At 65.2% G+C, this 17,125-nt stretch carries 21 protein-coding genes; 8 read left to right on the plus strand and 13 right to left on the minus strand.

All coding sequences use genetic code 11. The features are described 5' to 3' along the window. Positions 1-10: 10 nt before the first annotated feature. Complete coding sequence (locus IB234_RS16070; RefSeq protein ID WP_192319655.1) at positions 11-745, minus strand: SDR family NAD(P)-dependent oxidoreductase; 735 nt, start codon at positions 743-745, stop codon at positions 11-13. 116 nt (positions 746-861) lie between these two features. Between IB234_RS16070 and IB234_RS16075 the strand changes: the two genes are divergently transcribed. The 4 genes from IB234_RS16075 (at position 862) to IB234_RS16090 (ending at position 4,099) form a co-directional block, all read left to right on the plus strand. Continuing rightward, positions 862-1,788 (plus strand): LysR family transcriptional regulator, encoded by a 927-nt coding sequence (locus tag IB234_RS16075; protein WP_192319657.1) that lies wholly within the window; start codon positions 862-864, stop codon positions 1,786-1,788. 200 nt (positions 1,789-1,988) lie between these two features. Beyond that, positions 1,989-2,444: a hypothetical protein gene (locus IB234_RS16080; RefSeq protein ID WP_192319659.1), complete on the plus strand. Its 456-nt coding sequence runs from the start codon at positions 1,989-1,991 to the stop codon at positions 2,442-2,444. A gap of 67 nt (positions 2,445-2,511) precedes the next feature. Next, positions 2,512-3,357: a DUF692 domain-containing protein gene (locus tag IB234_RS16085; protein WP_192319661.1), complete on the plus strand. Its 846-nt coding sequence runs from the start codon at positions 2,512-2,514 to the stop codon at positions 3,355-3,357. After that, positions 3,350-4,099, plus strand: a complete 750-nt coding sequence (locus IB234_RS16090; RefSeq protein ID WP_192319663.1) for a DUF2063 domain-containing protein — start codon at positions 3,350-3,352, stop codon at positions 4,097-4,099. The genes IB234_RS16085 and IB234_RS16090 overlap by 8 nt, the downstream gene beginning before the upstream one ends. A gap of 75 nt (positions 4,100-4,174) precedes the next feature. On the opposite strand, the gene IB234_RS16095 is transcribed toward IB234_RS16090, so the two are convergent. The 8 genes from IB234_RS16095 to metG all read right to left on the minus strand — a co-directional run bounded on the left by IB234_RS16095 (position 4,175) and on the right by metG (position 11,020). Beyond that, positions 4,175-4,357, minus strand: coding sequence for a PA3496 family putative envelope integrity protein (locus IB234_RS16095; protein WP_192319665.1), 183 nt, complete (start codon positions 4,355-4,357; stop codon positions 4,175-4,177). Positions 4,358-4,464: 107 nt separating this feature from the next. After that, positions 4,465-5,103 (minus strand): endonuclease III, encoded by a 639-nt coding sequence (gene nth, locus IB234_RS16100; RefSeq protein ID WP_192319667.1) that lies wholly within the window; start codon positions 5,101-5,103, stop codon positions 4,465-4,467. Further along, the gene (locus IB234_RS16105) at positions 5,100-5,654 is read right to left on the minus strand and encodes an Rnf-Nqr domain containing protein (RefSeq protein ID WP_192319669.1); all 555 of its coding nucleotides are present in this window, start codon (positions 5,652-5,654) and stop codon (positions 5,100-5,102) included. The genes nth and IB234_RS16105 overlap by 4 nt, the downstream gene beginning before the upstream one ends. Beyond that, positions 5,651-6,250 carry an RnfABCDGE type electron transport complex subunit G gene (locus IB234_RS16110; protein WP_192319671.1) on the minus strand — a complete coding sequence of 200 codons (600 nt, stop codon included), beginning with the start codon at positions 6,248-6,250 and terminating at the stop codon, positions 5,651-5,653. Before IB234_RS16110 ends, IB234_RS16105 begins: the two co-directional genes overlap by 4 nt. Beyond that, positions 6,247-7,251 carry an RnfABCDGE type electron transport complex subunit D gene (locus tag IB234_RS16115; RefSeq protein WP_192319673.1) on the minus strand — a complete coding sequence of 335 codons (1,005 nt, stop codon included), beginning with the start codon at positions 7,249-7,251 and terminating at the stop codon, positions 6,247-6,249. Before IB234_RS16115 ends, IB234_RS16110 begins: the two co-directional genes overlap by 4 nt. After that, entirely contained in the window at positions 7,232-8,380 is a 1,149-nt protein-coding gene (locus IB234_RS16120) for an RnfABCDGE type electron transport complex subunit B (protein ID WP_192319675.1), read from the minus strand. Before IB234_RS16120 ends, IB234_RS16115 begins: the two co-directional genes overlap by 20 nt. Beyond that, entirely contained in the window at positions 8,377-8,925 is a 549-nt protein-coding gene (locus tag IB234_RS16125) for an Rnf-Nqr domain containing protein (RefSeq protein WP_192319677.1), read from the minus strand. Before IB234_RS16125 ends, IB234_RS16120 begins: the two co-directional genes overlap by 4 nt. A gap of 58 nt (positions 8,926-8,983) precedes the next feature. Beyond that, positions 8,984-11,020, minus strand: a complete 2,037-nt coding sequence (gene metG, locus IB234_RS16130; protein ID WP_192319679.1) for a methionine--tRNA ligase — start codon at positions 11,018-11,020, stop codon at positions 8,984-8,986. 201 nt (positions 11,021-11,221) lie between these two features. Between metG and apbC the strand changes: the two genes are divergently transcribed. Continuing rightward, positions 11,222-12,316, plus strand: a complete 1,095-nt coding sequence (apbC, locus tag IB234_RS16135) for an iron-sulfur cluster carrier protein ApbC (RefSeq protein WP_192319681.1) — start codon at positions 11,222-11,224, stop codon at positions 12,314-12,316. A gap of 4 nt (positions 12,317-12,320) precedes the next feature. On the opposite strand, the gene IB234_RS16140 is transcribed toward apbC, so the two are convergent. Beyond that, a complete protein-coding gene (locus tag IB234_RS16140; protein ID WP_192319683.1) occupies positions 12,321-12,815 on the minus strand; it encodes a rod shape-determining protein in 495 nt (164 codons plus the stop codon). Positions 12,816-12,960: 145 nt separating this feature from the next. Between IB234_RS16140 and dcd the strand changes: the two genes are divergently transcribed. The 3 genes from dcd (at position 12,961) to IB234_RS16155 (ending at position 14,390) form a co-directional block, all read left to right on the plus strand. Then, complete coding sequence (gene dcd, locus IB234_RS16145; RefSeq protein WP_192319685.1) at positions 12,961-13,527, plus strand: dCTP deaminase; 567 nt, start codon at positions 12,961-12,963, stop codon at positions 13,525-13,527. Between the two features lie 77 nt (positions 13,528-13,604). Next, a complete protein-coding gene (locus tag IB234_RS16150; protein ID WP_225580629.1) occupies positions 13,605-14,144 on the plus strand; it encodes a hypothetical protein in 540 nt (179 codons plus the stop codon). 63 nt (positions 14,145-14,207) lie between these two features. Continuing rightward, the gene (locus IB234_RS16155; RefSeq protein WP_192319687.1) at positions 14,208-14,390 is read left to right on the plus strand and encodes a hypothetical protein; all 183 of its coding nucleotides are present in this window, start codon (positions 14,208-14,210) and stop codon (positions 14,388-14,390) included. Positions 14,391-14,398: 8 nt separating this feature from the next. Here IB234_RS16155 and nadE read toward each other — a convergent pair whose 3' ends face one another. The 3 genes from nadE to IB234_RS16170 are packed head-to-tail and all read right to left on the minus strand — an operon-like array spanning position 14,399 to position 17,118. Then, the gene (gene nadE, locus IB234_RS16160) at positions 14,399-15,226 is read right to left on the minus strand and encodes an ammonia-dependent NAD(+) synthetase (protein WP_192319690.1); all 828 of its coding nucleotides are present in this window, start codon (positions 15,224-15,226) and stop codon (positions 14,399-14,401) included. A 10-nt stretch (positions 15,227-15,236) separates the two neighbouring features. Beyond that, positions 15,237-16,430, minus strand: coding sequence for a nicotinate phosphoribosyltransferase (gene pncB / locus IB234_RS16165; RefSeq protein ID WP_192319692.1), 1,194 nt, complete (start codon positions 16,428-16,430; stop codon positions 15,237-15,239). A gap of 1 nt (position 16,431) precedes the next feature. Beyond that, on the minus strand, positions 16,432-17,118 hold the full coding sequence (locus IB234_RS16170) for a nicotinamidase (protein WP_412547924.1): 687 nt from the start codon (positions 17,116-17,118) through the stop codon (positions 16,432-16,434). Between the last annotated feature and the right edge of the window lie 7 nt (positions 17,119-17,125).

A 17,125-nucleotide genomic window follows, 5' to 3' on the forward strand; every position in this document is an offset into this window, starting at 1 on the left:
GATCAGCCTATTACCATTTGCCGGCGCTCATGCCGCCGTCAACTGGCAGCACCGCACCCGTGGTGAAATTGGCGCTGGCCAGGTACAGCACGGCGTCGGCGACTTCCTCGACCCTGCCCATGCGCCCGGCCGGTTGCAGGTGGTTGAGGAAGTCATACGAGGCCGGGTCGTGCATAGGTGTCTCGATGATGCCGGGAGCGACCGCGTTGACCTGAATGTTGTGCGGCGACAGTTCCAGCGCCAGGGCGCGGGTGACCTGGTTCAGGCCACCCTTGATCAGCACCGGCAGTGTCGCCGGCACGCTGATGTTGGCCTGCAGCGCCACGGCGGCGGTGATGTTGATGATGTGGCCCTGGCGCCGCTCGATCATGTGCGCGGCGGCGGCCTGGGAGGCGTAGACCACGCCCTTGAGGTTGGTCTCCAGCAGGCCGTCGATGTCGTCCGGGCTGTATTCGATGAAGGGCTTGGGCAGGAAGAAGCCGGCGTTGTTGACCAGCACGTCGACCTGGCCGAAGGCTTCGATGCCAGTCTGGATCAGGCGGCGCGCAGTGTCCGGTTTGGCGATGTCGCCGGCCACGCCGATGAAGGTTGCAGGGCCATCCAGTTGCGCCCGGGCTTTTTCCAGCCCCTCGGCGGAGCGGGCATTGCCGACCACGTTGAAGCCATTGGCCAGGAAGGCCTGGACCAGGCCGAAGCCGATGCCGCTGGAGGCGCCGGTGATCACCACGGTTCTGTTGTTGCTCATGTCGCTTCTCCCAATGAGGAGGCACCGAGTGGCGCCGTTGGGAGGACTATATTTTTGCGCGTTATGCGGATAAATATGGCTTAGAGAACTTCAGTTGATACATGGTGTAATCAATCATGCAGCGCCAATTCGACGACATCCTGCTCGGCAGCATCGAGCTGTTCTGTCTGGCGGCGGAGCTGGGCAGCTTTACGGCGGCTGGGCTGGCGGCCGGCGTGACGCCGGCGGCGGTCAGTCGCTCGATCGGCCGCCTGGAGGAGCGCCTGGGTTCGCGGCTGTTCGTGCGTACAACACGTAGCATTCGCCTGACCGAGGGCGGCCGTGGCTACTACCAGCAGTGCCGCCAGGCGCTGACCCAGTTGGTGGAAGCCGAGCGCGCGGTGAGCGGCCAGCAGCAGGAGCCCTCGGGCACCCTGCGCATCAGCCTGCCGACCACCTATGGCCACCACCGCATCCTGCCGTTGCTGCCCGAGTTCCGCCTGCGCTACCCGAAGGTGCAGGTCGATATCCACCTGGGCAACCGCAATATCGACTTCGTCGGCGAGGGCTATGACCTGGCCATTCGCGTGCGTGCGCAGCCGGATTCGACCCTGATCGCCCGGCCCCTGGAGGATGCCCGCCTGGTGGTGGTGGCGACGCCCGCGTACCTGGCGCGCGCCGGCGTGCCGCAGGGCCTGGACGACCTGGCGCGGCACGACTGCATCCAGTTCGAACTGCCCAGTAGCGGCCGGCGCATCACCTGGCTGTTCAACGAGGGCGGCCAGGAGCGGGAAATCCTTACCGACGGAGGCTACGTCTGCTCGGACGATGTGCTGGGCGGCGTGACCCTGGCCAAGCATGGCGCAGGGCTGTTTCAGACCTATCGCTTCATCGTCGAGCGGGAGCTGGCCGAGGGCTCGCTGGTCGAGGTGCTGCAGCCGTTCGCCGGCCGCTCGCGGCCCTTCACCCTGCTGTATCCCCAGGGCCGGCACATGCCGCTGCGCCTGCGCGCGTTCATCGACTTCATCATGGAACAGCAGCGCCAGTGGGCGACTGACGCCTGAACGCCACCCTGCGTATCACTCTGTATCTGCCGCGCCTTGAGCGCGGCTGGCATACAAAGCGAGCGCCTCTCTGATACGTGCCAGATACAAGCGCGCGGCCAAATGGCGACACCCGAAAGAGACCCGCACTACGCGGCTCTGCCGGCCAATCGCCCTGTGGCACATCCGCGAGCCATCGCGCCCAGCACCGGAGAACTTCCATGTCCCATACCCCCGTTTCTAACAAGACCCGCATCGGCCTGCTCGCTGTCGCCCTGGCCGGTGGCATGAACCTGGCTTCCAATGCGTTCGCCGTCGAGGCGCTGCCCCAGGGCTACCAACTGGCCGCTGCCGACAAGGCCGGTGAAGGCAAGTGTGGCGAAGGCAAATGCGGTGGTAGCGAAAAGACCACCCAAGCCGAAGGCAAATGTGGTGAAGGCAAGTGCGGCGATGCGTCCTTCGCCCGTACCGACACCGATGGCGATGGTCGTGTCTCGCTCAAGGAACTACTGAGCGTGGCGCCGAACGGCACCCCGGAATTCAACGCCATGGACGCCAATCATGATGGCTACCTGTCCGAGGCCGAGGTCTACACCTTCCGCAGCAACCAGTACACCAGCAACGGCAAGCCGGTGCCGACCGAGCTGTTCACCAAGATGAGCCAGGCCAAGGACTGATCCGCCTCTGTCACCACGCCCTCCCTGTCGCCGACCGGGAGGGCGTTCGTCCATCTGGAGAAGCCTTATGACCATTCTTGCTCCCGTGCATGGCGCCGGCCTCGGCCTGCGCCGTGCCTTGCTGCCTGAGCTGCTGGCGATGGCGCCCGGCAGCGTGGATTTTCTCGAATGCGCGCCGGACAACTGGATCGGCGTCGGCGGCGCCCATGGCGATGGCCTCGCGGCATTGGTCGAACGTATCCCGTTGACCTGCCATGGCCTGTCGCTGTCGCTCGGCGGCCCGGCGCCGCTGGACATCGATCTGCTGACGCGCACCCGCAGCTTTCTCGAACGCCATCGGGTGCCGCTGTACAGCGAACACCTGAGCTACTGCTCGGACGACGGCCAGTTGTACGACCTGCTGCCGCTGCCGTTCACCGACGAGGCGGTGCGCCACGTGGCCGCGCGCATCCGCCAGGCTCAGGATGTGCTGGGCCGACGCATCGCCGTGGAAAACGTTTCCTACTACGCGGCGCCCTACCAGGCGCTGAGCGAGATCGACTTCCTTCGCGCGGTGCTGGACGAGGCAGACTGCGACCTGCTGCTGGACGTCAACAACCTGTTCGTCAACGCCATCAACCATGGTTACGACGCAGCGAGCTACCTGGCGACGATTCCTGCCGCGCGGGTGGTCTGTCTGCATGTGGCTGGGCATTACGACGAGGCTCCGGACCTTAAGATCGACACCCACGGCGCTGCCGTGAAGGACGATGTATGGGCGCTGCTGTCGCAGGCCTACGCGCGCTTCGGCGAGGTGCCGACCCTGCTGGAGCGGGACTTCAACTTCCCGCCGTTGGCCGAGCTGCTGACCGAGGTCGAGCAGATTCGCGGCCACCAGCGCGCCGCCCGGCTGCCGGAGGTGTGCCATGGCTGAGGCACTGCACGAGCAACTGCTGCGCATGGCCCGCCATGTGCGCGATCCACAGCACCATGCGCCGCCACCGGGTATCGAGGCGCGGCGCCTGGCGGTCTATCGGCAGCTGTTCTTCGGTAATCTAGAATCGCTGCTGTCCGGGGCTTTTCCGGTGGCACGGGCAAGCCTGGGCACGGACCGCTGGCAGGCCCTGGTGCAGGCCTTCTACGCCGATTATCGCTGTCGCACGCCCTTGTTCACCGAAATGGCCGGCGAATTCGTCGACTACCTGGAGGCGGGCGGGGCACCGGATGTGCCCGAGTGGCTCGCCGAGCTGGCCCACTACGAGCGGGTGGAAAGCCTGTTGCTGCTCAGCGATGTGGCCGAGCCGGACCACGACCCGCAGGGCGATCTGCTCGACGGCGTGCTTGTGCTGTCCTCGCTGGCGTGGCCGCTGGCCTATCGCTGGCCGGTGTCGGAGATCGGCCCAGACCATCCGCCGCCGCAGATTCCCGAGCAACCGACGCTGATCCTGGCCCAGCGTCGGGCGGACCAGAGGGTGCATTTCTCGAGGCTTGCGCCGCTCGCGCATGCGATGCTGAGGTCGCTTCAGCAGCATGACCGTAGTGGCAGAGAGCATCTGCTCCGACTAGCCGAGTTGGCCGGGATGGCGGTGGAAGAGGTTGTGCCTGCAGGACTGGTGCTGTTGGAGAGCCTGCGTGCTCAGGGCGCGGTGCTCGGGACAAGGCGAGTAGGAGGATGAAAACCGGAAAGAAAACGCCCTGTCAGCATGGTGGCGCTGGTAGGGCGTGGCTACTCGTTGGAGGCTGGCTCGGCTTCAGAAATCGAAATCGTAGTCGTTGAGCTGCCTTTGTAGACGGCGTTCGGCGAGCATGTTGTCGATCATGCGGCGCTTGGCCAGGTTGGTCTTGGCGACTTCCACCGTGCGCTCGCCAGCGTCTTCGCTATCTTCGGCGGTGAAGTCGTTTTCGACTTCGAGTTCTTCTTTGTCAGTGCTCATGTGCCAACTCCAGGGTTCGGAGGCTGATGGCGCACCTTATAGCGGCAAAGTCTGGGGCTGGTAAAAAAGATTTTTTCAATCAGGCCCATGCCTGATTCGTGGGCCAATCAATCGTCAGAGGTCTTGGCCTTGTACTCGCACAGATCCTCGATGCGGCAGGCGCCACACCGTGGCTTGCGCGCCTGGCAGACGTAGCGGCCATGGAGGATCAGCCAGTGGTGGGCGTCGAGCAAAAACTCCTTCGGCACGAACTTGAGCAGCTTGTTTTCCACTTCCACCACGTTCTTGCCGGGAGCGATGCCGGTGCGGTTGCTGACGCGGAAGATATGCGTGTCCACTGCCATGGCCAATTGCCGGAACGCGGTGTTGAGTACCACGTTGGCGGTCTTGCGGCCGACCCCGGGCAGCGCTTCCAGGTCCTCGCGGTTGTCCGGCACCTGGCTGCCATGTTTCTCGACCAGGATGCGGCAGGTCTCGATGACGTTCTTCGCCTTGCTGTTGAACAGGCCGATGGTCTTGATGTACTCGGAGAGGCCCTCGACGCCCAGCGCATAGATGGCTTCCGGGGTGTTGGCCACTGGGTAGAGCTTGGCGGTGGCCTTGTTCACCCCGACATCGGTGGCCTGGGCGGAGAGGATTACCGCAATCAACAGCTCGAACGGTGTGGTGTAGGCCAGCTCGGTCTTGGGCTCGGGGTTGTCTTCGTGCAGGCGACGGAAGATCTCAAAGCGTTTGGCGGCGTTCATCGGGCGTCGTCTTGGTCGAAATGGCGAAAGAGGGCAACTAGCAGGCCGAGCAGGATAAAGCCGCCGGCGGCCTGCGTCAGTAGCGGCAGGCCGGTTTGCCAATGCCAGCCGGAGAAGCCGGGGCCCAGCAGCCAATCGGCGTGGGCCAGCAGGCTGCCATGGCCGAAGACCTCGCGCAGGGCGCCGAGCAGCACGGCGAACAGGGCAAACCATAGTCCCAGCCGGAGGCCGCGTTTTGCTTCCATCTGCTCATCCAGGGCCAGTGCCAGGCAGGGCAGCAACAACAGCGGCAGGTAGAGCGCGAGGGCGGCGGCCAGTTCGCTGCTGAGGGTTTGCAGAAGCAGGTCGAGGCTGCCGACTAGCATGGCGCCTGCCAGCAGCGTGGCGAGCAGCCGGCCGTGAGCGGGTAGGTGCCGGCGCAGCGGCGCCTGCAGCAGACCGCACAGCAATATCAGCAAAAGGCCGCCCAGGCCTATGCCTATGCCCTTGATCAGCAGGTCGGTGCCGCCCACCAGCGGGGCGAAGGCGAGCAGCTGCAGGTTGCGCTTCATGGTCGCGCCTCCAGTAGCCGTTGCCGCTCGGCGTCAAAGAAGCGCAGGGCGCGTTGCAGGGCGTCGGTCACTGCGCGCGAGGTGATGGTGGCGCCGGCGATCTGGTCGACCTGGCCCTGGTCGGCACGCAGCGTCCAGGTCGCTATGTCGTCGTGCAATGTCTTGCCGGCAAACCTGTGTAGCCAGGCAGCGCGGTTGGGAGCTAGCAGATCGGCCAGGCCGGGTGTCTCCTGCTGCTGCAGGACCTTGCTGGCGAGCAGCTGGCCATCCGGGGTTATCGCTACCAGCAGGCGGATCGGCCCCTCGTAGCCTTTGCTGGTCACCGGCAGCAGCACGGCGCTGGGTTGGCCGTTCAGGCTGGCCAGGTAGCCCTGCTCGGCGCGTGCGTTGCCCAGCAGGCCGTCGGCCGGCAGCGCGATAGGCTGTTGCAGGGGGCGATTGTCGTAGCTGCCGGCGGACAGCAGGTCGAGCAGGGCGCGCTCGGCGGCGGCTTGGCGCTGCTGCTCGATGCGTGGCGCGGCGAAATGCTGGAGCGTGGCGAGCAGGGTTGCGCCACACAGGGCAATCGCCAGCAGGAGTGCGGCGCTGCGTTTCATCGTGCGGCTCCCAGGCGATCCAGGCGGGTGACGCACAGATTCATCAGCAGCACGGCGAAGGCCAGGCCGTCCGGATAGCCGCCCCAGGTGCGAATAGAGTAGGTCAGCAGGCCGACGCCGATGCCGAAGTACAGGCGCCCGCGCGCACTGTCCGGACCGCTGACCGGCTCGGTAACGATGAAGAAGGCGCCGAGCATGGTGGCGCCACTGAACAGGTGCAGCAGCGGCGAGCCGTTGGAGTCCGAACCCGAGCCGTTCCAGCACAGCAGGCTGGCGACGAACAGGGCGCCGAGCATGCCGACCGGTGCCTGCCAGCGGATCACCTTCTGCTGCAGCAGGAACAGGCCGCCGGCGAGGAAGGCCAGATTGACCCATTCCGCGCCACGCCCGCCGACGCCACCGAAAGCAGGGTGACTGGCGAACAGCTCGTCGATGGTCAGGCGGTCGTTGTGGCGCAGGCTGTCCAGCACCGTGGCCTGGCTCCAGCCATCTGGCAGGCCGGGGCCGAAGCCGAAGATCTGCTGCAGTCCGGCGAGCAGGTCGTGGCCGCCCCCTGGCGCGGGCCAGTGCACCATCTGCGCCGGGAAGGCGACCAAGGCGAAGACGTAGCCGAGCATGGCCGGGTTGAAGGGGTTGTTGCCGAAGCCGCCGAACAACGTCTTGCCGAACAGGCTGGCGAAGGCGGCGCTGGCCACGGTCAGCCACCAGGGCGCGTAGCCGGGCAGGGCCAGGGCCAGCAGCAGGGCACTGACCAGGCCGCTGCCTTCGGCCAGCAGTGGCAGTTCGAACAGGCTGCGCTCTTTATCGGCGAGCGCCTGGCCGCGCAAATGGCGGCTCAGCAGGTCGCAGGCGCAGCAGGTGAGGGCGGCCAGTAGCAGCTGGACCAGCAGGCCCCAGCCGTTGAGCCAGAGCAGGGCCAGGACGCCGGGCAGGCAGGCGAGCAGCACCCGTTGCATGCTCGGGCGCGGGTCGAAGGCGATTTCAGGGCTGCTGGTAGTCATGCAGCTGTTGCTCGGCATTCGCCAGGCGCTGGCGGGCCTGCTGCAGGGTATCGGCCGATGTCGCTGCGGGATTGGCCGTCAGGCGTCGCTCCAGGCGCTGCAGCTCGGCGCGGGCATAGGCGTGCTCGGTCTTCAGCTCACGGAGCTTGAGGTCGACCGGCTGCTTGTCGGTGCGCACCAGGTCGGGCAGCGGCTTGCCGCTGGCTTCTTCGGCGGCGTGCAGGGCCTGAGCGGCGGCCTCCAGGTTGGCACGCAGCGCTTGCAGCGTGGCGTCGTCCGCGCCCTGGCGTGTGGCCTTGTCCAGCTCGGCGCGGCGCAGGGCGAACTGGATCTTGGCCTGTTTGAGTGCGGCGATGCCGGCAGTGGGAGCCGCCGGGGCTGGTGGCGTGGCCTGTTCCAGGGCCTGTTGAGCACGTTCGGCGGCCTGGCGCAGTTCGTCCACCTGGCGCTGCAGTTCGGGGCTGCCGTGCTGGGCCAGTTGCTTCTCGGCCTTGGTCAGCACCACCTTGGCCATGGCTGCCTCGATCTTCAGGCGTTTGTATTGGTCATCGTTGCTGGCTGCCGTCGGCGCCGGAGTTGCGGCCTGAATTGCCGGCGCGCGGGCGGCACGTTCGGCCTGGCGCTTGGCGTCGGTGCGAGCCAAGCGCGCCAGATGAGCTTCATGGCGGCTGCGGAATTGGTCGGCGCGCTCACGCTGCTGCAGTGCCTCGGCGCCGGCCAGCGGCAGGATATCGATGCAGTCCACCGGGCAGGGCGCCACGCACAGCTCGCAGCCGGTGCACTCGGCGGTGATCACCGTGTGCATGAGTTTGGCCGCGCCGACGATGGCGTCCACCGGGCAGGCTTGTATGCACTTGGTGCAGCCGATGCACTCGGCTTCGCGGATCAGGGCGATCTGCGCCGGTACGGCGGGTAGTTCCAGCGGTAGCTCCGGCACCTTGAGCAGCTGTGCCAGGGCATGGATGGTGGCGCTGCCGCCCGGCGGGCACTTGTTGATCGCCTCGCCAGCCGCGATGCCCTCGGCGTAGGGCTTGCAGCCCGGATGGCCGCATTTGCCGCACTGGGTCTGCGGCAGCAGGGCGTCGATGGCCTGAATGCGTCGGGCGTCGCTACGCAGGGCGTTGCTCATGCCGCCCCCATGCCGTTGAAGCCAAGGAAGGCCAGGCTCATCAGGCCGGCGGTGATCAGCAGGATCGGCGTGCCGCGCAAGGCGATTGGCACATCGCACTGTTCGATGCGCTCGATCAGGTCGCTCATCAGCTGCAACACCAGCCAGAAGCCCAGACCGCCACCGATGCCCAGGGCCAGCGCTGCGGTGAAACCGTCCAGCGAACGAGCCAGAAGCATGGCACCCAGACCGTTGCCAATCAGCAGCGGCCACAGGCCGGATTGGTCGAGGGCAGGACGCAGGCGCTGCAACAGGGCCAGGCTGAGCCAGCTCAGCGCTGCCAGCAGCGGTATGCCGATCAGCAGGTAGAGATAAACCAGGTCGACAGCCAACAGAGCCTGTTGCAGCAGCCAGGCAGTGGGCGCGGTGAGCAGAATCAGCAGTGCACCGGCCGGGCCCAGCGCCTGCGCGCGGGCATGGCGCAGGGCATCGGCGGCGAGCGGCAGCCCGAGGATCAGGTTGCTGACCAGCGCGGCGCCGATCAGGGCGAAGAGGAAGTCGCTCATGCACTTAGGCTCCAGGCGCGCGGCGGGTGCTACGCGCCTGTTACAAGGCTAGCCCAGCTTACTTGACGCGCTGGCCGGGCTTGGCGCCGCTGTCCGGGCTGAGCAGGTAGATTTCCTCGCCGCCCGGGCCGGCGGCCAGGACCATGCCTTCGGACACGCCGAACTTCATCTTGCGCGGGGCCAGGTTGGCCACGTACAGGGTTAGGCGGCCTTCCAGCTTGCTCGGGTCCGGGTAGGCGGACTTGATGCCGGAGAACACGTTGCGCTTCTCGTCGCCGATATCCAGCGACAGGCGCAGCAGCTTGTCGGCACCCTCGACGAACTCGCACTTCTCGATCAGAGCGATGCGCAGATCCACGGCGGCGAAGGCGTCGAAGTTGATCTCGGCGGCCAGCGGGTCCTTGGTCAGCTCGCCATTGCCAGCTGGCTTGGTGGCTTCGGCGGCGAGGTCTTCCTTGGAGGCTTCGGTCATGGCTTCGATCTTCGCGGGTTCGATACGGGTCAGCAGCGGGTTGAACGGGTTCAGCTGGTGGTTGGCCAGCGGGGTGGCCAGATCATTCCAGGTCAGCGGGGCGACGTTGAGGAAGGCCTCGGCGTCGGCAGCCAGCTTCGGCAGTACCGGCTTGAGCAGGATCACCAACTGGCGGAACAGGTTGATGCCCAGGGCGCAGATGTCCTGCACCTCGGCCTGCTTGCCCTCGACCTTGTTCAGCGCCCAGGGTGCCTTGTCGGCGATCCAGGCGTTGGCGCGGTCGGCCAGGGCCATGATCTCGCGCATGGCGCGGGAGAAGTCGCGGGCTTCGTAGGCGTCGGCGATGCTCGGTGCGGCGGCCTGGAAGGCGGCCCACAGTTCCGGCTCGGGGTTGGCGTCGACCAGCACGCCGTTATTGCCCTTGTGGATGAAGCCGGCGCAGCGGCTGGCGATGTTGACTACCTTGCCGACCAGGTCGGAGTTGACCTTCTGCACGAAGTCTTCGAGGTTCAGGTCGAGGTCGTCCACGCCGCGGCCCAACTTGGAGGCGTAGTAGTAGCGCAGGTATTCCGGGTTGAGGTGGTCCAGGTAGGTGCGCGCCTTGACGAAGGTGCCGCGCGACTTGGACATCTTCTGGCCGTTGACGGTCAGGTAGCCGTGCACGTTGACCCCGGTCGGCTTGCGGTAGCCGGCACCTTCGAGCATGGCCGGCCAGAACAGGGCGTGGAAGTTGACGATGTCCTTGCCGATGAAGTGGTACAGCTCGGCGGTCGAATCCTTGTTCCAGAACGCGTCGAAGTCCAGCTCCGGGCGCTTGGCACAGAGGTTCTTGAAGCTGGCCATATAGCCGATCGGTGCGTCCAGCCAGACGTAGAAGTACTTGCCCGGCTCGTCGGGAATCTCGAAGCCGAAGTAGGGCGCATCGCGGGAGATGTCCCACTCCTGCAGGCCGCCATCCAGCCATTCGGCGATCTTGTTGGCCACGGCGTCCTGCAGGGTGCCGGAGCGGGTCCAGGTCTTCAGCATGGCCTCGAAGTCGGGCAGCTTGAAGAAGAAGTGCTTGGAGTCCTTGAGCACCGGCACGGCGCCGGAGATGGCCGAGCGCGGGTTCTTCAGCTCGGTCGGCTCGTAGGTGGCGCCGCATTTCTCGCAGTTGTCGCCGTACTGGTCCTCGGCCGCGCATTTCGGGCAGGTGCCCTTGATGAAGCGGTCGGCGAGGAACATGCCCTTCTCGGGGTCGAAATACTGGGTCACCGAGCGTGTGGCGATATGGCCGGCGTCGCGCAGCTTGAGGTAGATGGCAGCGGACAGCTCGCGATTTTCTTCGCCGTGGGTCGAGTGGTAGTTGTCGAAGTCCACGCCGAAGTCGGCGAAGTCGGCCATGTGCTCGGCCTGGACGTTGGCAATCAGCTGTTCCGGCGTGATGCCTTCTTTCTCGGCGCGCAGCATGATGGCCGAGCCGTGGGCGTCGTCGGCGCAGACATAGATGGCCTGGTTGCCACGCAGTTTCTGGAAGCGCACCCACATGTCGGTCTGGATGTACTCGAGCATGTGGCCGAGGTGGATCGAGCCGTTGGCGTAGGGCAGGGCGCTGGTAACGAGAATCTTGCGGGCTTCGGACATGGTGATCGGGCCGTGACGGTATTACGAAGGAAGTCGGCCACTATAAAGGTGCGGACGTTTTTTTTCATCCGCGGGCCTGTGTCGCGGGGAATACGCCGTGCTTTGCGATGCTAATAGCCACTGCGGCGAAATGGGCCTACGGCGGCTTTCCTGCCTACGGTAAGATGCCCGTCTGTTTTGCTCAGTCTTTCGGAGTTGCTCATGAGCGCCGTCACCCGTGAAGCGGTAGAAGCCCGCCTGCGTCAGTTCACCGACCCCCATCTGAATCAGGACCCGGTCAGCGCCGGTTGTCTGCGCGAAGTCGATATCCAGGACGGCAAGGTCACCGTACGCCTGGAGCTGGGCTACGCCGCCGGGCTGTTCAAGAACGGCTGGGCGCAGATGCTGCAGATGGCCCTGGAAGGCCTGGACGGCGTGGAGTCGGCGCGGGTACAGGTCGATGTAGCCATCGCCGCGCACAAGGCTCAGGAGCAGGTGCCGACATTAGCCGGGGTGAAGAATATCATCGCCGTGGCCTCCGGCAAGGGCGGGGTGGGCAAGTCCACCACCGCCGCCAACCTGGCCCTGGCCCTGGCTCGCGAAGGCGCCCGCGTCGGCATTCTCGACGCGGATATCTACGGCCCCAGCCAGGGCATCATGTTCGGTATCCCGGAGGGCACCCGGCCCAAGGTGCGCGACCAGAAGTTCTTCGTGCCGCTGGAAGCGCATGGCGTGCAGGTGATGTCCATGGCCTTCCTGACCGATGACAACACTCCGGTGGTGTGGCGCGGCCCGATGGTTTCCGGTGCATTGCTGCAGCTGGTGACCCAGACCGCCTGGGACGATCTGGACTACCTGATCGTCGACATGCCGCCGGGCACCGGTGATATCCAGCTGACCCTGGCGCAGAAAGTGCCGGTGGCCGGTGCGGTGGTGGTTACCACCCCGCAGGACCTGGCTCTGTTGGACGCCAAGAAGGGCGTGGAGATGTTCCGCAAGGTCAACATCCCGGTACTGGGCGTGGTGGAGAACATGGCCGTGCACATCTGCAGCAACTGCGGCCATGCCGAGCACCTGTTCGGTGAAGGCGGCGGTGAGAAGCTGGCGGCTCAGTATGGCGTCGACTTGCTGGCCTCGTTGCCGTTGTCCATGGCCATCCGCATGCAGGCCGACGGCGGCAAACCGACCGTGGTGGCCGACATCGAGAGCCAGATCGCCATGATCTACCAGGAGATGGCCCGCAGCGTCGGGGCTCGCATCGCCCAAGGTGGTCTGGGTAGTGGTGCCATGCCGACCATCGAGATCAGCGACGACTGACGCCTCAGGGTGTCAGCAGCGATCCGCCATCTGTGGGGAACTGCCGCGAGCGCAGTTCCTCGATGCTCAGCTCGCGGCCGATCCACAGCTGAACCTGCTTGGCACCTGCGCTGCGGCACAATTCGTACAGGCCGCGTATCTCCACTTGCGTCAGGCCGCCTTCCAGGTGCTCCAGCGGATGCAGGACCACCGTGGGTGCCAGCTTCAGCAGGGATTTGGCGGGTAGCTGGAGAAAAAGCAGCTTCAGGGTCTTCTCGGCGATGGTGAAGTCGGCCAGCAGTGAGCGTGGGTGGTCGAAACCATTGAGCACTTCTACCTGCGTTTGCCCCTTCAGTTTCATCGCGGCGTGGCCTGCGGCGATGGCTTCGCGTTTGCCCTTGATGGTTTGCAGTGCTAGCACCGGAGGTTCGTCGAAGACCGTGCCGGACGGCAGATGAAGGCCGCTGATGCTCTGTGATCTGAGCTTCAGGTAGAGCAGTGGAGTCAGGTTCTTGAACATGAAGGCATCCGTTCCTGATTGAAAGGCTGCGCAGCCTAACGGGGCACAGCTTGGCCGTCGACCGGTGGTGCGACACTTTGCGCGATAGTGTGCCTCCGGTAAGATGCGCGATCATTTTTCAGCCAATAGCTTCAGGACTCCCGCCATGAGCATCAAATCGGACAAGTGGATTCGCCGCATGGCCCAGGATCACGGGATGATCGAGCCCTTCGTCGAGCGCCAGGTGCGCACCGAAGGCAGCGAGCGCCTGATTTCCTACGGCGTTTCCAGCTACGGCTACGACGTACGCTGCGCCGATGAATTCAAGGTGTTCACCAATATCCACTCGGCTACTGTCGATCCGAAGAACTTCGACGAAAAGAGCTTCGTCGATGTGAAGGGGCCGGTGTGTATCATTCCGCCAAACTCCTTCGCCCTGGCCCGCACCGTCGAGTACTTCCGCATCCCGCGTGACGTGCTGACCATCTGCCTGGGCAAGAGCACCTACGCGCGTTGCGGCATCATCGTCAACGTCACGCCGCTGGAGCCCGAGTGGGAAGGTCACGTAACCCTGGAGTTCTCCAACACCACCACGTTGCCGGCGAAGATCTACGCCAACGAGGGCGTGGCGCAGATGCTGTTCCTGCAGTCCGACGAGGCTTGCGAAGTGTCCTACGCCGACCGTGGTGGCAAGTACCAAGGCCAGACCGGCGTGACCCTGCCGAAGACCTGATCGGCGCTAGAGTGAAAGGCCGGGCTATGCCCGGCTTTTTTGTACCCGCTAACAAGGGCAAGTTCAGGGAGAGGGCGATGAAGATGCTGAAGTGGATGGTTATTTTGCTACTGGCCAGCTCCGGCGTAGTTCGTGCCGAGTTGACCTTGCAGACGGGAGGGGAGGTTTTCGGTCTGGCGCCGGATGCTGCCAGGGCCTCCTTCGTCGAGCGGCTTGGTCCGCCGACCGTCGAACTGCCGTTGCAGCAGGGGCGCCACGGTCTGCTGTATGGCAATGCACTGCTGCTGGTGTTCGAAGGCGAGCGCCTGCGCGAGGTGCGTTGCTGGGCGGTGGCGCAGTTCACCGACGAGTTGTTCGTCGGTTGGCTACAGGATGTGCAGCGTGAGGGGCAGCCCGAGGGCTTCGTGGTCGACGAGCAGCTGCGCCTGGGTATGCCCCGTGATCAGGTGGGTAGCTTCCTGGTCGGGCTGGAGGGGGCGGGCGACGAGCGCTCCGATGTAGTAACCAAGAACGGTCGGCAGATCTGGCTGGGCTATGGTCCGGCGCCGGACTATCACCTGGGTGATGACCCCGAACAGCCGGTGCTGGTGTCTATCAGCGTGTTGTACGAACCCTAAATGCTGTGAATTCTTCCGCCGGGGCGGACTCTACCCTTCAGAGTTTGCCGTGGAGGGCATCCCATGTACGCAGCATCGACCCGCTTCTTTCCACCCGGCCCGCGTGGCTGGCAACTGAGCGGCGCCATTCCCGGCCAGCCCGACCCGGATACGCCGGATTTGCCGCAGGAGCCGGACTTGCCGCCTCCGCCTGGCGTGCCGACCGTTCCGGACCAGCCGCCACCCACGCCAATCGCCCTGCACTGAAACCCTGCTCAAGGCACCAGCGGCAGTTCGCGCTTGTGGCGGGTGTTGTCGTAGGTGCGCACGATGGTGGCGTAGGCCGCGTCGCTGACCGTCTCGCCATGCAGGAAGGCGTCGATCTCGGCGTAGGTCACGCCGTGGGCCTCTTCGTCCGGCTTGCCCGGGCGTAGCTCTTCCAAGTCGGCGGTCGGTGTCTTCTGCACCAGGTGCTGCGGCGCGCCCAGGTATTTGGCTATGCCGCGCACCTGGTTTTTCACCAGGCCGGACAGCGGGGCCAGGTCGCAGGCGCCGTCGCCGAACTTGGTGAAGAAGCCCATCACCGCTTCGGCGGCGTGGTCGGTGCCGATCACCAGGCCATTGTTGGCGTTGGCGATGGCGAACTGGGCGACCATGCGGATGCGCGCCTTGATGTTGCCGTTGACGAAGTCGCGGCGGGCATCGGGCAGCTTCTGCAGGTGGGCGACCTGCTCGCCGAGGCCGCGCACGCTGCCGGCGATATTGACCGTGTCGTTCTCGTCGGCACGGATGAAAGTCAGCGAATCCTGGGCATCGTGCTCGTCGTGCTGGGTATCGTGGGGCAGGCGCACGGCGATAAAGCGATACCCCGAATCTCCAGTCTCGGCGCGCAGCTCCTCGACCGACAGCTGGGCCAGGCGCCCGGCTGTCAGCGAGTCGACGCCGCCGCTGATGCCCAGTACCAGCACCTTGAGGCCGGAGTTCTGCAGGCAGTTCTTGATGAAGGCCTTGCGCTTGTCGATCTGCGCCAGCAGGGCGGCTTCGTCGGCAAAGGGCGGCACTACGTCGAGGGCGGCGGCGATTTCGGCTTGGCGGTTGCTCATGACTGGGTCCTCATACGCGGAAAACGTGTTTCAGGTAGCTGACGAAATTCTCGTCGCGGCACTGGGTCTTGCCCGGTGTGTCGGAAATCTTGGCGACGGGCTGGCCGTTGCAGGCGGTCATCTTGATCACGATGTTCATCGGTTCGACGCCGGGGATGTCGCAGGTCAGCTTGGTGCCGACGCCGAAGCTTACGTGGATACGACCGGAAAGTGCACGGTAGAGCTGCAGCGACTTCTCGAAGTCGAGGCCGTCGGAGAACACCAGGGTCTTGCTCATGGGGTCGATGCCCAGTTTATCGTAGTGGGCGATGGCCTTCTCCGCCCATTGCAGCGGATCGCCCGAGTCATGGCGTAGGCCGTCGAACAGCTTGGCGAAGTACAGATCGAAGTCGCGCAGGAAGGCATCCATGGTGATGCAGTCGGTCAGGGCGATGCCGAGCAGGCCGCGGTACTCGCGTACCCAGCAATCCAGGGCAGCACTCTGGCTGTCGATCAGGCGCGGGCCGAGCTGCTGGTGGGCCATCAGCCATTCGTGGGCCATGGTGCCGAGCGGCTTGAGGTCCAGCTCACGAGCCAGGTGTACGTTGCTGGTGCCGACGAAACGCCCGGGGAAGTCGCGCTTCATGATCCGCACCATTTGCTCCTGCACGCGGTAGGAGAAGCGCCGGCGGGTGCCGAAATCAGCGACCTGGAAGCCGTCCAGCTCATCGGCCGAAGCCTCGCGCTTGAGCCAGTCGAACTTCTCGTACAGGCGCTCGCTGGCCTGCTCCAGCAGCACTTCGCGGTAGCGATAGCGGTTGCGCACCTCGCTGATGATCGCCAGTAACGGGATCTCGTAGAGGATCACATGCAACCAGGGGCCGCGCAGGCGGATGCACAGCTGGCCGTCCTCGATGCCGGCCTGAACGTGGCGCGGATTGAAGCGGAACAGGCCGAGGAAGCGGATGAAGTCGGCCTTCATGAACGGGATGCGTTCGAGGAAGCCCAACTGGTCGGCGGTGACCTCAAGCTCGGCCAGGCGTTCGATCTGGTAGCGGATCTCGGCCAGGTAGGGCGTCAGGTCCTCGCTGTTGCGGCAGCGGAACTCCCACTCCACCTCGGCGTTGGGGTAGTTGTGCAGCACCGCCTGCATCATCGTCAGCTTGTAGAAGTCGGTGTCCAGCAGGTTCTGCACGATGCGCTCGGCGAATACGCTCTCGGTCATCTCAGTTGTCTCCATCCATGTTCAGCGCTGCATCCAGCTCATCCAGGCTGGCATGCAGGGCGATGCCGGCGGCGCGCATCTCGGCGCAGGCGGCGTTCGCGGTGTCTTCGGCAATGGCCCGGCAGGCCGGCAGGTAGACATCGACCGTGAAGCCGGCGCGGCGCAGTTGCAGGGCAGTGGTCTTGACGCAGTAGTCCAGGGCCAGGCCACCGACCAGCACGCGCTCCACACCATTCTGCCGGAGAAACTCGATGGCGCCCGTGCTGCGCTTCTCGGCCAGGTCGTGGTAGCAGGCGCCGTAGGGGTGCAGGTCCGGCTCCACGCCTTTCCAGACGAAGTAGTCGTAGTCCAGCGGGGCGGGCAGCTCGTCGAGCAGCTCGAAGCCCGGTGTACCCGGCACGCAGTGGCGGACCCAGGACAGGTCGGCATTGGCCAGCGGCAACGGCTTGAGCATCTCCGCGTGGCTCGGTGCCACCCAGGCGGCTTGCGGGCTGTGCGCGTCCTTGCTGCCCAGGCGCATGGCGGCGCGTTCGGCCAACTGGTTGAGGGCAGGGGCTATGGCATCGCCGCCGGGAACCGGCAGCTCGTTCGGGCACAGGGGAGTGAAGCCCTTTTGCGCATCGACGTCGAAGCTGGCGATTTTCATCTTGGCATTCCTTGTTGCCGTTGAGGTGACTACATATTCCATCTGATGA

The organism is Pseudomonas sp. PDM16, assembly GCF_014851865.1.
GTDB lineage: Bacteria > Pseudomonadota > Gammaproteobacteria > Pseudomonadales > Pseudomonadaceae > Aquipseudomonas.

What these genes read in the sequence shown, in the direction of transcription:
- IB234_RS16070 (WP_192319655.1), bottom strand. Translation starts at nt 745, where the DNA reads ATGAGCAACAACAGAACCGTGGTGATCACCGGCGCCTCCAGCGGCATC.
- IB234_RS16075 (WP_192319657.1), top strand. Translation starts at nt 862, where the DNA reads ATGCAGCGCCAATTCGACGACATCCTGCTCGGCAGCATCGAGCTGTTC.
- IB234_RS16080 (WP_192319659.1), top strand. Translation starts at nt 1,989, where the DNA reads ATGTCCCATACCCCCGTTTCTAACAAGACCCGCATCGGCCTGCTCGCT.
- IB234_RS16085 (WP_192319661.1), top strand. Translation starts at nt 2,512, where the DNA reads ATGACCATTCTTGCTCCCGTGCATGGCGCCGGCCTCGGCCTGCGCCGT.
- IB234_RS16090 (WP_192319663.1), top strand. Translation starts at nt 3,350, where the DNA reads ATGGCTGAGGCACTGCACGAGCAACTGCTGCGCATGGCCCGCCATGTG.
- IB234_RS16095 (WP_192319665.1), bottom strand. Translation starts at nt 4,357, where the DNA reads ATGAGCACTGACAAAGAAGAACTCGAAGTCGAAAACGACTTCACCGCC.
- nth (WP_192319667.1), bottom strand. Translation starts at nt 5,103, where the DNA reads ATGAACGCCGCCAAACGCTTTGAGATCTTCCGTCGCCTGCACGAAGAC.
- IB234_RS16105 (WP_192319669.1), bottom strand. Translation starts at nt 5,654, where the DNA reads ATGAAGCGCAACCTGCAGCTGCTCGCCTTCGCCCCGCTGGTGGGCGGC.
- IB234_RS16110 (WP_192319671.1), bottom strand. Translation starts at nt 6,250, where the DNA reads ATGAAACGCAGCGCCGCACTCCTGCTGGCGATTGCCCTGTGTGGCGCA.
- IB234_RS16115 (WP_192319673.1), bottom strand. Translation starts at nt 7,251, where the DNA reads ATGACTACCAGCAGCCCTGAAATCGCCTTCGACCCGCGCCCGAGCATG.
- IB234_RS16120 (WP_192319675.1), bottom strand. Translation starts at nt 8,380, where the DNA reads ATGAGCAACGCCCTGCGTAGCGACGCCCGACGCATTCAGGCCATCGAC.
- IB234_RS16125 (WP_192319677.1), bottom strand. Translation starts at nt 8,925, where the DNA reads ATGAGCGACTTCCTCTTCGCCCTGATCGGCGCCGCGCTGGTCAGCAAC.
- metG (WP_192319679.1), bottom strand. Translation starts at nt 11,020, where the DNA reads ATGTCCGAAGCCCGCAAGATTCTCGTTACCAGCGCCCTGCCCTACGCC.
- apbC (WP_192319681.1), top strand. Translation starts at nt 11,222, where the DNA reads ATGAGCGCCGTCACCCGTGAAGCGGTAGAAGCCCGCCTGCGTCAGTTC.
- IB234_RS16140 (WP_192319683.1), bottom strand. Translation starts at nt 12,815, where the DNA reads ATGTTCAAGAACCTGACTCCACTGCTCTACCTGAAGCTCAGATCACAG.
- dcd (WP_192319685.1), top strand. Translation starts at nt 12,961, where the DNA reads ATGAGCATCAAATCGGACAAGTGGATTCGCCGCATGGCCCAGGATCAC.
- IB234_RS16150 (WP_225580629.1), top strand. Translation starts at nt 13,605, where the DNA reads ATGAAGATGCTGAAGTGGATGGTTATTTTGCTACTGGCCAGCTCCGGC.
- IB234_RS16155 (WP_192319687.1), top strand. Translation starts at nt 14,208, where the DNA reads ATGTACGCAGCATCGACCCGCTTCTTTCCACCCGGCCCGCGTGGCTGG.
- nadE (WP_192319690.1), bottom strand. Translation starts at nt 15,226, where the DNA reads ATGAGCAACCGCCAAGCCGAAATCGCCGCCGCCCTCGACGTAGTGCCG.
- pncB (WP_192319692.1), bottom strand. Translation starts at nt 16,430, where the DNA reads ATGACCGAGAGCGTATTCGCCGAGCGCATCGTGCAGAACCTGCTGGAC.
- IB234_RS16170 (WP_412547924.1), bottom strand. Translation starts at nt 17,118, where the DNA reads ATGGAATATGTAGTCACCTCAACGGCAACAAGGAATGCCAAGATGAAA.